At 61.1% G+C, this 14,616-nt stretch carries 12 protein-coding genes and 1 pseudogene; 4 read left to right on the top strand and 9 right to left on the bottom strand.

Features of this window, described 5'->3' with window-relative positions; all coding sequences use genetic code 11:
• Positions 1-193: 193 nt before the first annotated feature.
• Both HB675_RS14250 and HB675_RS14245 read left to right on the top strand, forming a co-directional pair.
• Entirely contained in the window at positions 194-1,003 is an 810-nt protein-coding gene (locus HB675_RS14250; protein ID WP_213878969.1) for a helix-turn-helix transcriptional regulator, read from the top strand.
• Between the two features lie 96 nt (positions 1,004-1,099).
• The gene (locus HB675_RS14245) at positions 1,100-2,509 is read left to right on the top strand and encodes an NAD-dependent succinate-semialdehyde dehydrogenase (protein ID WP_213878968.1); all 1,410 of its coding nucleotides are present in this window, start codon (positions 1,100-1,102) and stop codon (positions 2,507-2,509) included.
• A gap of 48 nt (positions 2,510-2,557) precedes the next feature.
• Here the strand turns inward: HB675_RS14245 and HB675_RS14240 are convergent, their stop codons facing one another.
• Positions 2,558-3,514: a WD40 repeat domain-containing protein gene (locus HB675_RS14240; protein WP_213878967.1), complete on the bottom strand. Its 957-nt coding sequence runs from the start codon at positions 3,512-3,514 to the stop codon at positions 2,558-2,560.
• A gap of 227 nt (positions 3,515-3,741) precedes the next feature.
• Between HB675_RS14240 and HB675_RS14235 the strand changes: the two genes are divergently transcribed.
• Positions 3,742-4,470 (top strand): alpha/beta hydrolase, encoded by a 729-nt coding sequence (locus tag HB675_RS14235; RefSeq protein WP_213878966.1) that lies wholly within the window; start codon positions 3,742-3,744, stop codon positions 4,468-4,470.
• Between the two features lie 42 nt (positions 4,471-4,512).
• On the opposite strand, the gene HB675_RS14230 is transcribed toward HB675_RS14235, so the two are convergent.
• A complete protein-coding gene (locus HB675_RS14230; protein WP_213878965.1) occupies positions 4,513-5,010 on the bottom strand; it encodes a DUF892 family protein in 498 nt (165 codons plus the stop codon).
• Between the two features lie 96 nt (positions 5,011-5,106).
• Here HB675_RS14230 and HB675_RS25860 point away from each other — a divergent pair.
• Positions 5,107-5,197, top strand: a pseudogene (locus HB675_RS25860) (alcohol dehydrogenase catalytic domain-containing protein); the annotation flags it as partial.
• Positions 5,198-5,204: 7 nt separating this feature from the next.
• Here HB675_RS25860 and HB675_RS14225 read toward each other — a convergent pair.
• The 7 genes from HB675_RS14225 to HB675_RS14195 all read right to left on the bottom strand — a co-directional run bounded on the left by HB675_RS14225 (position 5,205) and on the right by HB675_RS14195 (position 14,546).
• Positions 5,205-5,768, bottom strand: coding sequence for a type 1 glutamine amidotransferase domain-containing protein (locus HB675_RS14225; RefSeq protein ID WP_213878964.1), 564 nt, complete (start codon positions 5,766-5,768; stop codon positions 5,205-5,207).
• Between the two features lie 184 nt (positions 5,769-5,952).
• Positions 5,953-9,522 (bottom strand): hypothetical protein, encoded by a 3,570-nt coding sequence (locus HB675_RS14220; RefSeq protein WP_213878963.1) that lies wholly within the window; start codon positions 9,520-9,522, stop codon positions 5,953-5,955.
• Positions 9,523-9,603: 81 nt separating this feature from the next.
• Positions 9,604-11,328 (bottom strand): hypothetical protein, encoded by a 1,725-nt coding sequence (locus HB675_RS14215; RefSeq protein ID WP_213878962.1) that lies wholly within the window; start codon positions 11,326-11,328, stop codon positions 9,604-9,606.
• 450 nt (positions 11,329-11,778) lie between these two features.
• Complete coding sequence (gene csgH, locus HB675_RS14210) at positions 11,779-12,084, bottom strand: curli-like amyloid fiber formation chaperone CsgH (protein ID WP_213878961.1); 306 nt, start codon at positions 12,082-12,084, stop codon at positions 11,779-11,781.
• A gap of 5 nt (positions 12,085-12,089) precedes the next feature.
• The gene (locus HB675_RS14205; RefSeq protein WP_213878960.1) at positions 12,090-12,605 is read right to left on the bottom strand and encodes a curlin-associated protein; all 516 of its coding nucleotides are present in this window, start codon (positions 12,603-12,605) and stop codon (positions 12,090-12,092) included.
• Positions 12,592-13,485, bottom strand: coding sequence for a CsgG/HfaB family protein (locus tag HB675_RS14200; RefSeq protein WP_213878959.1), 894 nt, complete (start codon positions 13,483-13,485; stop codon positions 12,592-12,594). Before HB675_RS14200 ends, HB675_RS14205 begins: the two co-directional genes overlap by 14 nt.
• Before the next feature lie 50 nt (positions 13,486-13,535).
• A complete protein-coding gene (locus HB675_RS14195; RefSeq protein ID WP_213878958.1) occupies positions 13,536-14,546 on the bottom strand; it encodes a hypothetical protein in 1,011 nt (336 codons plus the stop codon).
• Positions 14,547-14,616 lie beyond the last annotated feature (70 nt).

Below are 14,616 nucleotides of genomic sequence, written 5' to 3'. Positions count from 1 at the left end.
CGTGGCATGCATATTCTGTCATTGATCTGCATTCATTGCTCACAAGGACATGCCGGCGGGGAGGGCGCATGTGATGACCCAGGACAACTCGCGTCCACTGCACAGGCCCCATAATGGGTTAACATTTCTCGACATCCGTTCCGGGCGCCTCCCCGCGCCGCATCGGCGAAACCCCTAAGCACACGTGAGCGTCATGGCAACCAGGCCTTCTGTAGAACAACGGCGGGAGTTCGGCAAGTTCCTGACCAGCCGCCGCGCCCGTCTCGACCCCAAGGATTTCGGCTTGCCCGAAGGGCCTCGGCGCACGCCGGGGCTGCGCCGCGAAGAAGTGGCGGTGCTGGCCGGGGTCAGTGTCAGCTGGTACACCTGGCTGGAGCAAGGGCGGGACATCCAACCGTCGCCCGATGCGTTGCGACGCATCGCCAAGGTGCTCAAGCTGGACCGTGTAGAGTCCGCCCATCTTTACGCCCTGTCGGCCCTGGAAGCGCCGGCGGCCCCGGCGGGCGGGGGCATCAGTGCGGGGCTGGAGATGCTGGTCAAAGCCCTCGACCCGATCCCGGCCTATGTGCGCAACGCCCGCCTGGACATTCTGGTCTGGAACGACGCCATCGCCGATCTGTTCGTCGATTACGGCGCCTTGCAACCTCACGAGCGCAACACCTTGCGGCTGCTGTTCTTGTACCCGTCCTACAGGACGGTGATCCTCGACTGGGAACAGATGGCACGGGGCATGATCAGCGCCTTTCGGGCGTCCCGGGCGATGGCGCAGGACAAGGCGCCCTTCGACAGCCTGGTCGAAGAGCTGTCGGCGCAGAGCCTTGAGTTTTGCGAATGGTGGCAAGACACCGAGGTCAAGGGCTTCGACGAGGGCCGCAAGCGCTTGCTGCACCCCATCAGCGGTTACATCGATTTCACCTATGTGGCGTTGACCCCGGAGGGGCGGCCGGACCTGTCGCTGGTCACCTACATACCGCGCCAGTCTGCCTATGACTCGCAGTCATAGGATAACAGCACGCCTTACCGGTCCCCTCGGGGCTGCCTAGAGTGGCAGTCATCGCAGCGCAAACGGTGCTGCCCTGCCGCCAACGAGGTGCTCCCGATGACCCAGTTCAATCCCCCAGTAAACCCCCTCGCCGTCGCCACGTCGCGCAACCCGGCCACAGGTGAGCTGATCGCCACCTATGCGTTCCAGACCCCGAGTGAAGTCGAACAACGGCTGGACCTGAACGCCGCCGCTTCGCGCCTGTGGCGGGCCACGCCGATGGGTGAACGGGTGGCCGCGTACCGCCGTCTGGCCGCCATCCTGCGCGAGCGCTCGGAGAACATTGCGGCCTTGATCACGGCCGAGATGGGCAAGACCCTGGTCTCGGCGCGGGCGGAAGTGGAGAAGTGCGCCGCGACCATCGAATGGGTAGCCGAGCATGGCCCGGCGATCCTGGCCGATGAGCCGGTCGAGGTGGAGGGTGATGATCAGGTGCATGTGTCCTTCCTGCCGATCGGCACTGTGCTGGCCGTGATGCCCTGGAATTTCCCGCTGTGGCAGGTGATTCGGGCCTCGGCGCCGATCATGCTTTCCGGCAATGGCTTCATGCTCAAGCATGCGCCCAACGTCATGGGCTCGGCCTATGCCTTGCAGGATGCCCACGAGGCCGCCGGCTTTCCCCAGGGGCTGTTCATCAACCTGGTGGCCGATAACGACACCGTGGCCCGCACCATCGAAGACCCGCGCATCGCCGCCGTGACCCTCACCGGCAGCATGCGTGCCGGTTCGGCCGTGGCCGCTACTGCCGCCAAGGCCCTGAAGAAGAGCCTGCTCGAGCTGGGCGGCTCCGACGCCTTTATCGTACTGGCCGACGCCAATCTCGATCGGGCTGTCAGCGCCGCCGTCGAAGCCCGATTTCAAAACGCCGGCCAGGTGTGCCTGGCAGCCAAGCGCTTCATTCTCGAGCAACCGATCGCCGAAGCATTCACCCGCCAGTTTGTTGCGGCGGTCAAGCAACTGAAAGTCGGCAACCCGCTGGACAGCGCCAACCGCATCGGACCGATGGCTCGAGGCGATCTGCGTGACGAGCTTGATGCCCAAGTACAGCGCACCCTGGCCGCTGGCGCGACCCTGCTGCTGGGTGGCAAGAAAATCGAGGGGCCGGGTAATTTCTATGAGCCGACGGTGCTGGCGGATGTCCAGCCTGGCATGGCCGCGTTCGATGAAGAGACCTTCGGGCCGGTCGCGGCGCTCACCGTGGCGGACAATGTCGAGCACGCCATCCTGCTGGCCAACAGCAGTGACTACGGCCTGGGCGGCAGCCTGTGGACCCAGGACAGCAGTCGTGCACAACGCATCGCCCGGCGCCTGGAAACCGGTGGCGTTTTTATCAACGGCTATCCCGCCACCAATGCCCGCATTCCGGTGGGCGGCGTGAAGAAAAGCGGCTACGGGCGCGAGCTGTCGCACTTCGGCCTGCGCGAGTTCACCAATGCGCAGGCAGTGTGGGCCAAAACCGTGGATTGAGGCGCCAAGCCACGACTTTGGCGGCCGCGGGTCGGGAAGGGCATGCGCTCAGCGGTTAAAGTACGCCAGGATTTCGCAGCCCTTCCCGACGGGCACGTGGCCGAGGGTCTTGCGGGCGATGATGTCGATCACGCTGACCGTGGCGTCGTTTTCATTGGCCACCAACAGGTAGTCCTGCGCGGGACTGAAGCAGCCGTCCAGCGGCTTGTCACCCAGTTGCGCGTTGAACAGCCACTGCAGGTTCTCGTCGAAAAAACTCACGATCGGCTCGAAGTCGCCGATCACTGCGATCAGGCGCCCGTCGGGGCTGAAGCGCACCACTTGCCCCGGGTGCTGGTGGCCGGGGAGTTCGAGGGTGCGCAACAGGCTGCGTTGATCCGTGTCGACCACATAGAGCAGCGGGCGATCGGCGTCCGTGGCCAGGACCCAGGGTTGCAGCGGCGAGGCATCGATGCCATTCAATGGGCCGGGCATCTGGAGCGTGGCCACGACCTCGCCCCCGTCACCTTGCAGGTCGATGGCATACAGTTGGCGATCCTCTTCGCTTTCGGCCCACAGCTGGTCGGCATGGGGCAATGGGATGAGCCGGTGGACGTTGTCCGACGCCACGTCGATGTGCCCGACCACCTTGTCCAGTCGAGGATCTATGATGAGCAGGGTTGCGCTGTTCTCACAGCACAGGTATACCCGCCCATCACGGCCCAGCCGTCCGGTGTGGGGAGAGACATAGGGCAGGGTATCGATGAAGCCGGTCAGGCGACGACTGTCGAGGTCGATCACCGCCACCTGATGGTTCGGGTGGGGGTTGTCGCCATGGACGCCGTCGCCATAGATCGGCACGTAGGCCTTGCGCAAGGACTCGATCACCAGCAACTCATGGGGGCGCGAGGGCAATCCGGTGATGGCTGCGCGGACGTTGAGGTTGGCGGGGTCGAGGAACAGCACCTGCTGGCCTTGCTTGTCGACGGCGATGATTTCTTGCTCGGGGCGGTGTTTCAGGTTCATGGGTGGGACCCTCCGATAGACGTGAAAAAAGCGCTGTATAGGGCGGTGGAGAGCCTTTGGGATGGTTTGGTTCCAATGATTTGCCAAGCTGGCAAACGATTGGCAGAGGGGCCAACCGCGGGGCCTGGTCTATAGCGAGGGGCGATGCACGGGCTGTGCAGGCAGTAGATGGGCAGCGGCGTGCCCATGATTTTTTTCACCACAATCAACGGTTCAGAGTAGGCAGTATGCGCATTACACGGTTAAGCGAAGGAGACGGTAGCGGCCCTGAGCTCGTCTGCCTGCCGGGGGCGATGTGCCCTCCACAGGTATTCGAGCGTGCCGCACACCTCAGCGGACTGGCAGCGATCGGTCTTGGGTGGCTGGAAGACGAGGGGGGCCACGACCTTGAGTCGATCGCGGCCCGCGTTCGCAGCGCGATTGTCGGTCTGCCCTCGGTCATCCTGGTCGGGCACTCGCTGGGCACGCCCATTGCCATGCTGGTGGCGCTGCAGGAAGCCCGCGCAGGCTCCACGCGAGTGCAAGGCCTGGTGCTGGCGAACAGCGGAGCCAATACCCGTGGGCATGGTGACAGCGCAAAGCTGGTCGAGCGGATCCGCCATGACTGGTCCGAGGCTTTTTGGGAGGCCTTCATCGCCCGTTGTTTCAGAACCTTGCCGGCAGGACCGTTGCTCGATGAACTGCGCGCTTATCCGCAGCGGTTGGACCGGTACGCTGTCATCGAGGCCATTCTCAGCCAGCAGACGATGGATTTTGCCCCGATGTTGCAGGCGCTGCCGCGCGTGCCCACCGCCATCGTCCATGGGCAGCACGACCCTGCGCGCACGCTCGCGCATGCCCATGAAATGGTCAGCGGCATTGCCGGGGCCACGCTGCATGTCATGGACACGGGTCATACCTCCTGTGCCGAAGATCCGGTCGGTTTTGCACGGATTCTGCAGGCCGTCGCGCACTAACAGGAGCCCTGCGCATGATTCGTGCGTGGAATGCGAAAGAGCCTAAGCATCCGGCGGCGTGGCAGTCTTAATGAACGCCTGGGTGATCTCCTGCAAGTGCTCCTTGAACCACTGGGCCATCGCCACTTCTTCAAGCAGGATTCGCTCGGATGCCGCTTGCAGTTCAGTATCCCCGGCAGCCTGGGCGGCGTTATTGAGCACGGTGTACAGGGCAATTTCGATGGTCTCCAGGACATAACCCGTCATCGCGCGTTTCAAGGCTTCGTGGCCCAGGCTCATCCTTTCAACTGCGTGAGCAAATATCATGGGTGGGTCTTTGAGCACGACCTGAGTCGGCGCACAGTCGGCGTAGCGCTTCATGCCGGTTTCCAGCAGAACTTGCTGATCCATCGTCTCCAACAGGTGTTCATCAAGCCGAGCCTTGATCTCAGTGCAATCACTCAATTGGTCCGCCAGCGCCTTGAGCATCTTTTCGGCGTGGCACTCCATGGCGTGGGCGTCGCGCAGGCAGTTCAGCAGATTTTCCTGGAGGGTGGGCATTTCTATCTTCCTGGCGAGGCTGATCAATGGAACCCACCCGCTGAAGCGATGTTCATGTGCAGGGACGAACGGCGCAGTCGGTACACCGAGTGGACCGTGGTCAGAGTGACCACGGTCCACTATCTGTGGCTAGGATTTGCACATGTATGAGGGGCGCGCTTCCTTTGAAACCGGCCGGGCCTTCGGCGCCTGTCTTACGCCGCCGCAAGCGCCGTTGCGATCGCCTCGTTGAAGGCCGGAAGGTCTTTGGGGGTGCGCGAGGTAATCAGGGTCCACCCATTGGCCGGGCACTGCTTGACCTCGGCATCGACCCAACCGGCCGCACCGGCGTTTTCAAGATCGAGTTTGACGCTCGAATAGGACGTGAGGGTCTTGCCGGCGATAACGCCCGCATTGATCAGCAGCCACGGGCCATGACAAATGGCCGCGATGACTTTGCCCGCATCGGCGAACTCCTTGACCAGGCGCTGGGCGTTTTCATCTTGTCGCAGGGTGTCGGCATTCACCGTGCCGCCCGGAATCACCAGCGCGTCGAAATCCGACGCTTTGATGCCAGCCAGTGCAGCCTGAGATTCGACCGTACGATCCTTCTCGGTGTCCTGGACGAACGTCTGGGTCGTGCCGCCCTGGCTTGAGCCGTAGGTGACGTGCGCACCCTGGCTCTTGAGGGCTTCCAGAGGTTTGACCAGTTCGTCCCGCTCGATCCCCGTGTTGGAGGTAATGATCAATATTTTCTTGCCGCTGAGTTGATGACTCATGGGGGTCACTCCGTCTTCGTTAACCAGGGAAATGGCAACAACGCCAGATGATTTATCTGACGCCATGCAAATGGGAGGGCCGGGCGATTTTGAAAGTTCAGAGAGATTGTCGCCTGGCCCAAACAGCGCTGGCCCAAGCCAACTGGACCAACCGGGCCCAGTGGGTTACCAAACAACATGGCGTTCACAAGGGTAGGGCGTTGAGGGCCTCAAGCACCGCGGAGCCCCCAAGCCCGGTCAACGAAACCATCACAGCGCGAATCAGCGGCTCCTCGGAATAGGGGGAAAAAGCCCCGGTTCGAAGATCCTTTATGCGCTGGCGGAGCATGCCCAGCTGTTTTTCGACCTCCGCGCGGTCGACCGCTATCTCCCAACCGTCCGCGCTCAACCGGGTAGGCGCTTTTATGTCGGTAAGTTTGAGCACCTGCAGGTCGATGTTTGCGAGGGCTTGGCGGCGTGCGTTTTCGGCGCAACGACGCAAATACAGGGCAGAGCCCAACAGGATCGCCACGTTCAGTATCAGGATCAGGGTTGTACTGAGCGGCGCCGGCCAGTTGTCGAACACCGCACTGCGCGAAGCGATCAGCACCAGCATCACCAGCGTGGGCGCATAGATCAGTCGGTTGACCGCCGAAGTCCGTTTGGCAATCAGGTTGATGCCCATGTAATCGTCGAAGCAGGGGTGCAGGGGGCCCACCGGCCTGGTCATCCACTGGGCGCGCAGCTTTTTGGGCCAGATCAGCTGATGGTCTTTCAGCTGACGTATGAACCGGGTAAGAAGCAGATTGGTATCCACCACGAAAAAGGCCAGGATTTGAAAGGTCACGGTCGCCAGCACCCAGCTCCATAACCAGATACCGTTGGCACTCCCCCGCACCGGAATGTCCTCGACAGGCATGATCACATAGAACGCGCTGGTGACGACTAAAAACATCCAGCTGCTCAACAGTACCCTGATCATGCGTGCGCCGAGGCTGCCAGCGATTCGGTGCTCGCGCCAGAAATTGGCCACCAATCTGAGCCGGCGGATTTCGAGTTCACCCGGCGCGCCGCTGGAGCGGCGAGCAGCGAGTTTGAACTCGGGAGGCAATTGCGACAGCGGCAGCAGAATTCGATAGGCCATGCTGCTGAACGTTGTCCAGACGCCCGGCCACCCACGGCGGCGTTGACCCCGCTGCAAGCGCCATTGGCGGTAAAGCGTGAATCTTGTGGGCCACTTGGGGAACGTCAGGCAGTATTCGAACTCGATTTCCCGGCGATTGTGGTCGAGCTTTCGCCACGCCCACGACAATGCCGCCACTGAGATAATAGAGGCCAATAACCGCAACGCCGCCGTTGGCCACGAACTGATGCCTTCGAACAGAAACATGGGCTCACCCAGGCCGTCGGCGGTCAGCGAAGCACGCTGGGCATAACCCCACAGCAACACGATCGCGAAAAGCAACAGAGGGACGATGACATGCCAGCTGCTGCCGTGCACTTCGGCGGCCTTGGCGGCCTGAAGGTCGGTAGCGCCGTCGTCTACGGCCTGACGGTGAAGCTGGAGGCGGGTCAGCCCGGCGCACAGCGCCCCCAGCGCCACCAGTACGCCAGCGCACCAGAGCCACTCCACTTGCCAATAGCGCATGGCCAACCACGTGCTGAAGATCGCACTGGCATACAGCACCAGCGGTAGCCGTTGCGCCCATCCAGCCCGCTTCTCGCCCCCGTGCTTCTGACTTTGCCGCTTGCGCCAGCAGGCCAAGGCGAGTGCCAGAAATACCAGCAGCACACACAGGGGGCCGGCAAAAAAGAATGACTGCGCCTGGGCCAGCCATTCTTGTATGCGTGGCGACACTTGTGCGTAGGGTGGGGGCGAGCGGTCCTGCAGGCATTGCAGGGCCATGATGTCTTGGGGGCGGACCCGTTTGCTGTTGTCGGTCAGGCTGCCGGCCGAGCAGTCCTCTGGACGCCGCTCGGTCAGTTGGCTAGCCAAGGGGATGAACCCGCTGGCCCCGACCTCATAGATGGAGGGGGCGTGCAGAGACGATGTGGCGTAGTCGAACTTCCAGCGTTTGGCGTCGAATGGCTGGGGCGCGAGGGCCGCCAGTACCGCGACGTAGACCGAACTCTGCAGGCTTTCGCGAAAAGGCGGAACATCCTGTTGCAGCGCTCGCGTGAGGCTCAGGCCATAGGGGGCAGCGAGCACCAGATTGCGGGTTATCTTCGCTTGGCCGGGCTGTAGCATCCGTGCATCCAGGTCGGTCGAGAAATACACCTTGGTGGGCATACGACTTTTCAGAGCCTGCAGCACCATCAGTTTGTCGTAGGTGTCCTGACCAAAGATGCCGATAGCTCCAATGCCGTTACCTCCCGAGTCTCTCTGTGCCTTGTCCAGGTCAGCGATGTGATCGGCCAGGCGTCGCATGTAATCGAGTTGGCCATTGCCGTCCGCAGTTTCCTGCGAGAGCGCCTCGGAGGCTGACTTGTCACCGGGAATGATTTTGGCCGTCGACGGGTTTTTGTCGGGAATTCGACCGTCGATACCGCGCAGGTAGCCGAATTGCATGACCCATGGGTCGAGTTCCTGGCGTTGGGCGATGGTCAACGCCGATGTCAAGGTCTCAGGGCCACTGCCGGTCTGTTGAACCAGCCCCGCAGCGACCGCGACCTTGTCGGTAAAACTTTCGATCAGGGCCCGGCTGTAGAAACTGTCCCATTCCGCGACGATGGCCACGCGGTTGCTTTTTTCCCAGCGACCCTGGGGGCAATCGAGTGTGGCGTTTTGCGCCGGGGGACGGGCACAGAGGATGCCAAGGGCCGGGTTTACATGCCGCAGGACAAGCTCATCAAGCAAGAGGGCGGCCATCGTGCCGTCGTCGCTGACCGTGCGTAACAGCTTCATGGCGCCGGGGTGTTCGCGCAAGGCTTGGGCGCCAGGGGGCGTAGTGCCTTCCATCAACCGTGAACGCTCGGCGGTGGCCAAGGGCGAGTAAATCTCCACGAGTGGTGATGGCTCGTTCGTCACGTTGCTGGCGCGCAGCAATGCCTCTTCGTGATACAGGTCACGCAGCACCTTGGAGCTCGCCGGGCCGATGACTTTCATTGGATTGAGGTTGGCTGCGGACTGCGAAATATTCAGTTGATCATTGATGCTGATTCGCAGACCGTCCAACACCTTGAGCGGTGATTTACCCAGGCTGGCCTCGTCTACCCACAACAACAGCAGCCGCGCCGTCGGTTCGGTGATCCTGTCGTTATCAAGGGGAGGGTCGAAGGGGTCTGCTGCGAACGTTTCATAGGGCACGTCGACCGGTTTGCCGTTGATCATCGGCCGCACGCACTGGATATGGCCTTCATCCACCGGCACCCGCCTGCTGGTCTTAAGACCTGCCAGGATTGCATAGCGAATACGCCGCCTCATCTCGACCTGGTCGGCGTAATCGGAGGTGCGCACCAATGCAACCATGACCTGAGGTGCCGCCTCGTCGGTCCGATCGAGCCTGGATTCACAGGGGTCACTGTTGGCGTTCTCCCCGACAGCCGGGGGGCGACTCTCCTTGTGGAGGTCGCGATAGCGGGCAAGGGCATCGAAAGGATCCTGCCAAAGCCGGGCATCGATAGGGGGTTGAGTCATTGATGGCGGGCTGGCCGGCCGCGCATTGATAAAGGGTTCCTTGTGCAGCACGAAGGTCGAGATCATCAGGCTGATCAGGACGGCGCCACCGGGTAGCCAGAAGGATAAGTCTGGTCCGCTTTCCTTGTTGTTTTCCATGACTCACTCCTTGCCTCAAGCCTTTCAGGCCACAGGCTGAGGTTGCACGAACGGGCAATTTGCGGCGCTCAGGTCGGGGTGCTACACCGTGTCCTGGTTCCACAAGCGAATCTCGATGCGCAATGTGGCATTGATCCCGGGCCGCGTGTCAGGAGGGGTCTTTACCGGAATACTGAAACTCACGCCCTGCCCATCCGGCAAATCGGTTGTGGTCGACACCACGGACGCCTTGTTGGGGGTCTGGCTTTGGTAACCGTGGAAAACCCGGTATCCCGATGGCGCTGCGGGATCGGGGATGGCCTCCACCAGAATCAACTCCCGATACAGGTAACTGCCTTCATAATGCTGTTTGTCCCAGAACCTGTCGTTGACGTTGTAATCGGGCACCAAAACGGCCAGGTCAAACGAAAAGGCCACAGACTTGTCTTCGCTGACGCTTTTACGTTGATCGAGGAAGACAGAGAACAGCGAGGGGCTGCTGTTTCTGTCCGGTGTCGGCACGCCACCGGACAGCGGGAATAGCTCGGCGAAGGTGCGATGAATGGCCGAGTTCTCGCGCACGGCACGCCGGTGGATTTGCCATTGGCTACCGCGCACGCTGGCAACAATTTCAAATTGGTACGAGGCCCTGACTTCCTGGCCCGCGTCTTTTTCAGCCTGAACGTCAACGGGCAGTGTCAGTTCATCGATGTCGAGAATTCCATCAATACGCAAACTTCCAAACAGAAAGCGCGTCAGGTTTTGGTAGCCCTCTTCACAGTTGACGATCCCGTAATGCCCGGAATGACTGCGATGGGCAAAAGCCGCCGGCGAGTGCACGACCTGGTCGCCGACCCGGGAAAAGGTTGTCGCGTTCTCGATTCGGACCAATCCATCACTGGCATCGCCCACTGCCCATGCGCTCATGCCTTTCATGACGGTGTAATCACTGGGGTTAGTGCCCACAAGGTTGAATACCCGCGCCGCCGGGAAGTGGGTCAGTAGTGAGACATCGTCATGGCCTTGCGCAGGGGGGAGGTCAAAATACCCCGCCATGCGTTGTCGATTGAAATTGGCCGCGTCGCCAAAAGTGGCCCAGGCCGGTACATTGCGCACGACCCTCAAATCGATGCCGTTGTGTGGCGTGGCATAGGTAAACAGTTTGTCGACTGCACTTCTCGCCTCGGGGGCGCCCAAGGCAGGGTTTTGCAGAAACGCCCTGGCCACCAGACCGCCCATGGAATGGGCAACCAGGTAACAGCGAAAGTCTTGCGGGGTCACCTGGTTATCCAGCGGGTCGCCGGTGATCGGATCGACGCCGGCCTGGCACACCAGCGCACGAACGCGCAGTATCAAGTCGCTCAAGCCTTGCGCGAAATGCTCGATGGGCGGCGTGTTACCGCTGCCAAAAGTGTCCGACGCTTCGTCGTAATAACGAAAGATGATCATTGACTGATACGGCAGGGTCAACGTCTTCATCAACGGTTGGGTGGGGTCTTTAGGGTCAGGGTCCGTGAGATCACGGCCGTTGACGTACGTGTCATCGTAGCGCCGCTCACTCTTTTGCGCGCATTGATTCAGCCAGACGATTTCATCCTTTAAACGGACCATGGGCGATTCAAAGAAGAACTTTTGAATTTTTCCATTCCACAGTTGGCGGGATGTTGAAGAGCCTAGATTGAACCCCATGTAAGGGTCTGCCACCGTGTCTTCGATTTCATCGGCGGTGGCGGCAAAACCGCGAATATAAATAATCGGGTGGTAGGGGTGGTGTTTGTTCATTGGCACTCCCAAAAGGCGCAGGTCGCCGCCATACGGCGTGCGCACGCGAGCACCAACGGACAGGTTGAATGAGCGCCCTGTCGGGCGTTCAACGCGGCGGAAATTTTTACTGCACGTTCGCCGGAAAGACGGGATGGGCATCCGGAAAGACTGACAACCACTGCGTGAACTCATCAGGTCAACGAAAGGCTGTTGAGGTCGCCTGCCAATGCTCGGCTGCGAGGGCGGGGTAGAGGAGTGAGTAACAAACTAGCTGACTTTTTCACGCGCGCCAGTATTTTTTAAACATAAACTCAGGATTCAAATAGTTGGTGAGCTTGCTAATTTATGGGGCAGGCATTGGCGTTGTCGCCATAGAGCACGCCGGTGTAGCGGACTCCGGCACCGAGGCTCGGGCGGCCCAGCAGCGAATTGTGGAAGGTGAACGTCTGCGGGTGCCGGACAACCCACCGATGTGCACGACGATATCCATTACTCGGCGAGCCCCTTGTGTAATTAGTCAGGCGCCGGCGCACACGCCTCATCAATCGTCCTGATCAACAGGTCCTGCTCGAAGACCTCGAGGTGCACCGTGCACCGAGCCCCTGCCGGCACGCTCAACCGCACCAGAACGGGGTCTTGCCCTGTTCGCAGCTCACCTTGCTGGCCGATGCTGGACGTGCCCGCAGCACTTTGCTGCCGGACCGCCAGGCGATAGCGCAACGACATGGGCGTCGGGTTCTGCAGTTGCGGGCGAATGAGCACCATGTCGCCATGACGCTGCATGCCGAGGCTGATCACCAGTTGCGAGATGTCGATCATCCTGTCTACCGCTGGTTGACGGTGGCGTTCATGTTGTTGCCGTATTGCTGAACCGTCACGGTGCCGCCGAAGCCGTTCTGGTTCACATTGGCCTGGTTGCCTTGCCCGTACTGTCCGACGTAAGCCTGGTTGTAGGCGCCACTCTGTACCACGTTGGCCTGGTTTGCGCTGCCCACTTGACTCATCGCTGCGGCGTTGTAGCGTCCACTCTGCTCCAGTGCAATGTTATTACCCGAGCCCAGTTGCTGAACGTCGGCCGCATTGTACGCGCCGCTCTGTTGCACCAGGGCTTGGTTGCGCGCGCCAGTCTGGGCCTGGATCAGTTGCTGGCGTAGGCCGTTTTGCTCGACCGTGGCCTGGTTGCTCGAGCCCAGCTGGGACAACTCGACCCGGCTGCCCGAGGGTTGCAGGTTGGCGTAGCGCGCTTCAGGCACGAGGTCCGCCGCCTGCGTCGCGGTGACGACCAGCACACTCGCTACCGCCAATAGCTGTCGAGCGAGCCACGACTTAGTTGACCGCATGGTTGCCTCCAGAAAGTGTGCGCTGATCGGAGGTGCTGATCGGCAGGTTTTGAGTCTGTTCGTCATAGGCCTGTAGATAGCCCTGGAGCAGCGGCTTGTTGAGGTCCTGAGGGTTTTTCAACTGCCAACTGCCATCGCGCGCACCTTGGGCGATCAAATGAATCAATCCCGCTTCGATGGCCTCGCGAACGCATTGCTGCACCGGTTCGTTGCGCGACAGTCCGGTCTCGATTTCCAGCAGGTGCTTGAGGGAAACGAACTTGAAAACGCCGAAATCCAGCTGGATCGAAAACACTGTCTTGGTCGTTGTCACGCTCTGGATCACCTCACCACTGCGAATGTCCACCGCCCGCAAGTTGATGGTGACTTGATCCTGGCGGTACAGATCGGACGGCCCGACTCCGAGGTAGCGCACTCCGATGCCGCCGGTACGGACGTTGCTCTCATAGGCCACGATCGCCCCCTCGATGATGAGGTTGGCAGGTCGCAGTGGCGGCAGTTGTACTTGCGCCTGATCCTGAGGCTGCTCCAGGGCGCGGATGATCTTGCGCTCGGTCAACAAGTCCTGCAGGTTTTCCCGCTCCACGGGTTTGAACCAGTGGGAATCGCGTAGCGCGGTGACCAGCAAGGAGGCCGCACCTTGGGTCACCGAGGTTGAAAACGAGCTGTCTGGCGAAGGTTTGTACTGACCGGTCTGGTCGCGCATGCCGTATACCGCAACGGATATGACGCCGGCCGGCGGTGGCAGGCTGACCAGATCGCGCGTCGAATGGGTGGGCGGTGACAGTGTCGCCGCCGATTGAGTACCCGCTGGCTGCGAGGTGGCACAGCCACCGAGCATCAGCATGGTGAGTAGAAGAGCGATGGTACGGGCACCCATGGTATGGCTCCGAAAACCCGCCGCCTGGGCGGCGGGATACTGCGTGAAGGTTATTGCTGAGTGACCGTAGCGAAGTTGCCCGCGCCGCCGGCCTGAGTGATGTTGGCAGTCAGCCCGTTGCCGGCCTGGGTCAGGTAGACCTGATTGCGGTCGGTACCGGAGCCGGTGCCCTGGCCACTCTGGTTGACGGTCGCGCGGTTGTTCGCGCCGGTCTGCAACAGGGATTCTTCGTTGTAGGCACCGGTCTGGGTCACCGCGACGTCGTTGTTGACGCCTTGCTGGCGGATGTCGATTTTCAGGTCGTGGCCATCATGCTGACGCGCGGTAGCGGTATCGAAATCCCCTGTCTGGCTGATGGCCTGCCTGCTGCTTTGGACCCAGGTCTGACCACCCGTTGCAGTCAAGTTATTGCCTGTCTGCGAGACGCTCGCGTCAGTGGCATCGACGTGGGTCTGGCTGACACTGGCCAGGTTCTGGTTGCCGCTCTGCGTGGCGTGGGCGGTTGAGCCCACGGCGTACTGCTGCTGGACAGTGGCCGTGCTGTTGCTACCGAACTGCCCGGCGGACGCCGAGGCGTTCATGGAGTGGCTTTGGGTCACACGGGCGGCGTTGTCATGTACAACGCTGGGGTCACCATCAATGCCAAATTGCAGAATATCGGCCGACAGGTAGCCGGTGCTGGTGTCCTGAGTGATTTTGGCCGTGTTGGATGACCCTTGCTGTTCAATGGAGCCACTAAAGTTATTGCCGGTCTGTTGGATGCCGGCGGTGTTGTTGCGGCCACTTTGGCGAGCCTGGACGTAGTTGTCGTCACCGTTCTGAAGGATGCTCAGTTGGCTCGCCTGCGCCGTTTGCAGCACCTCGAAGCTGGCCAGCCCCGCCCGGTTACGGTCGCCGCGCTGCTCGATCGACAAGGTTGAGCCCGTGGCAGCCGTCTGCGTCGCCGTGAGCTGGTTATAGCTCCCGTTCTGAACCGTCTTGACCGAGCTGCTGTCGGCTAAGGCGGCGCCGGACAGCGCCAGCAACACCGCAACAGATAACAGTGATTTACGCATTTTCATGGACACATTCCTTTTCCATTCGGGTTTCAGTGGGTTTTTGCGGACGAACATATCCGCCGGTAGAACTGCA

It is taken from the genome of Pseudomonas sp. dw_358 (assembly GCF_018449655.1).
Taxonomy (GTDB): Bacteria; Pseudomonadota; Gammaproteobacteria; order Pseudomonadales; family Pseudomonadaceae; genus Aquipseudomonas.
Note: the sequence above shows the minus strand (reverse complement) of the source record. Positions and strands in the feature narration are given on the sequence as shown.

Excerpts from the sequence above, each read along its gene's own strand:
- HB675_RS14250 (WP_213878969.1), top strand. The coding sequence starts at position 194 with ATGGCAACCAGGCCTTCTGTAGAACAACGGCGGGAGTTCGGCAAGTTC.
- HB675_RS14245 (WP_213878968.1), top strand. The coding sequence starts at position 1,100 with ATGACCCAGTTCAATCCCCCAGTAAACCCCCTCGCCGTCGCCACGTCG.
- HB675_RS14240 (WP_213878967.1), bottom strand. The coding sequence starts at position 3,514 with ATGAACCTGAAACACCGCCCCGAGCAAGAAATCATCGCCGTCGACAAG.
- HB675_RS14235 (WP_213878966.1), top strand. The coding sequence starts at position 3,742 with ATGCGCATTACACGGTTAAGCGAAGGAGACGGTAGCGGCCCTGAGCTC.
- HB675_RS14230 (WP_213878965.1), bottom strand. The coding sequence starts at position 5,010 with ATGCCCACCCTCCAGGAAAATCTGCTGAACTGCCTGCGCGACGCCCAC.
- HB675_RS14225 (WP_213878964.1), bottom strand. The coding sequence starts at position 5,768 with ATGAGTCATCAACTCAGCGGCAAGAAAATATTGATCATTACCTCCAAC.
- HB675_RS14220 (WP_213878963.1), bottom strand. The coding sequence starts at position 9,522 with ATGGAAAACAACAAGGAAAGCGGACCAGACTTATCCTTCTGGCTACCC.
- csgH (WP_213878961.1), bottom strand. The coding sequence starts at position 12,084 with ATGATCGACATCTCGCAACTGGTGATCAGCCTCGGCATGCAGCGTCAT.
- HB675_RS14205 (WP_213878960.1), bottom strand. The coding sequence starts at position 12,605 with ATGCGGTCAACTAAGTCGTGGCTCGCTCGACAGCTATTGGCGGTAGCG.
- HB675_RS14200 (WP_213878959.1), bottom strand. The coding sequence starts at position 13,485 with ATGGGTGCCCGTACCATCGCTCTTCTACTCACCATGCTGATGCTCGGT.
- HB675_RS14195 (WP_213878958.1), bottom strand. The coding sequence starts at position 14,546 with ATGAAAATGCGTAAATCACTGTTATCTGTTGCGGTGTTGCTGGCGCTG.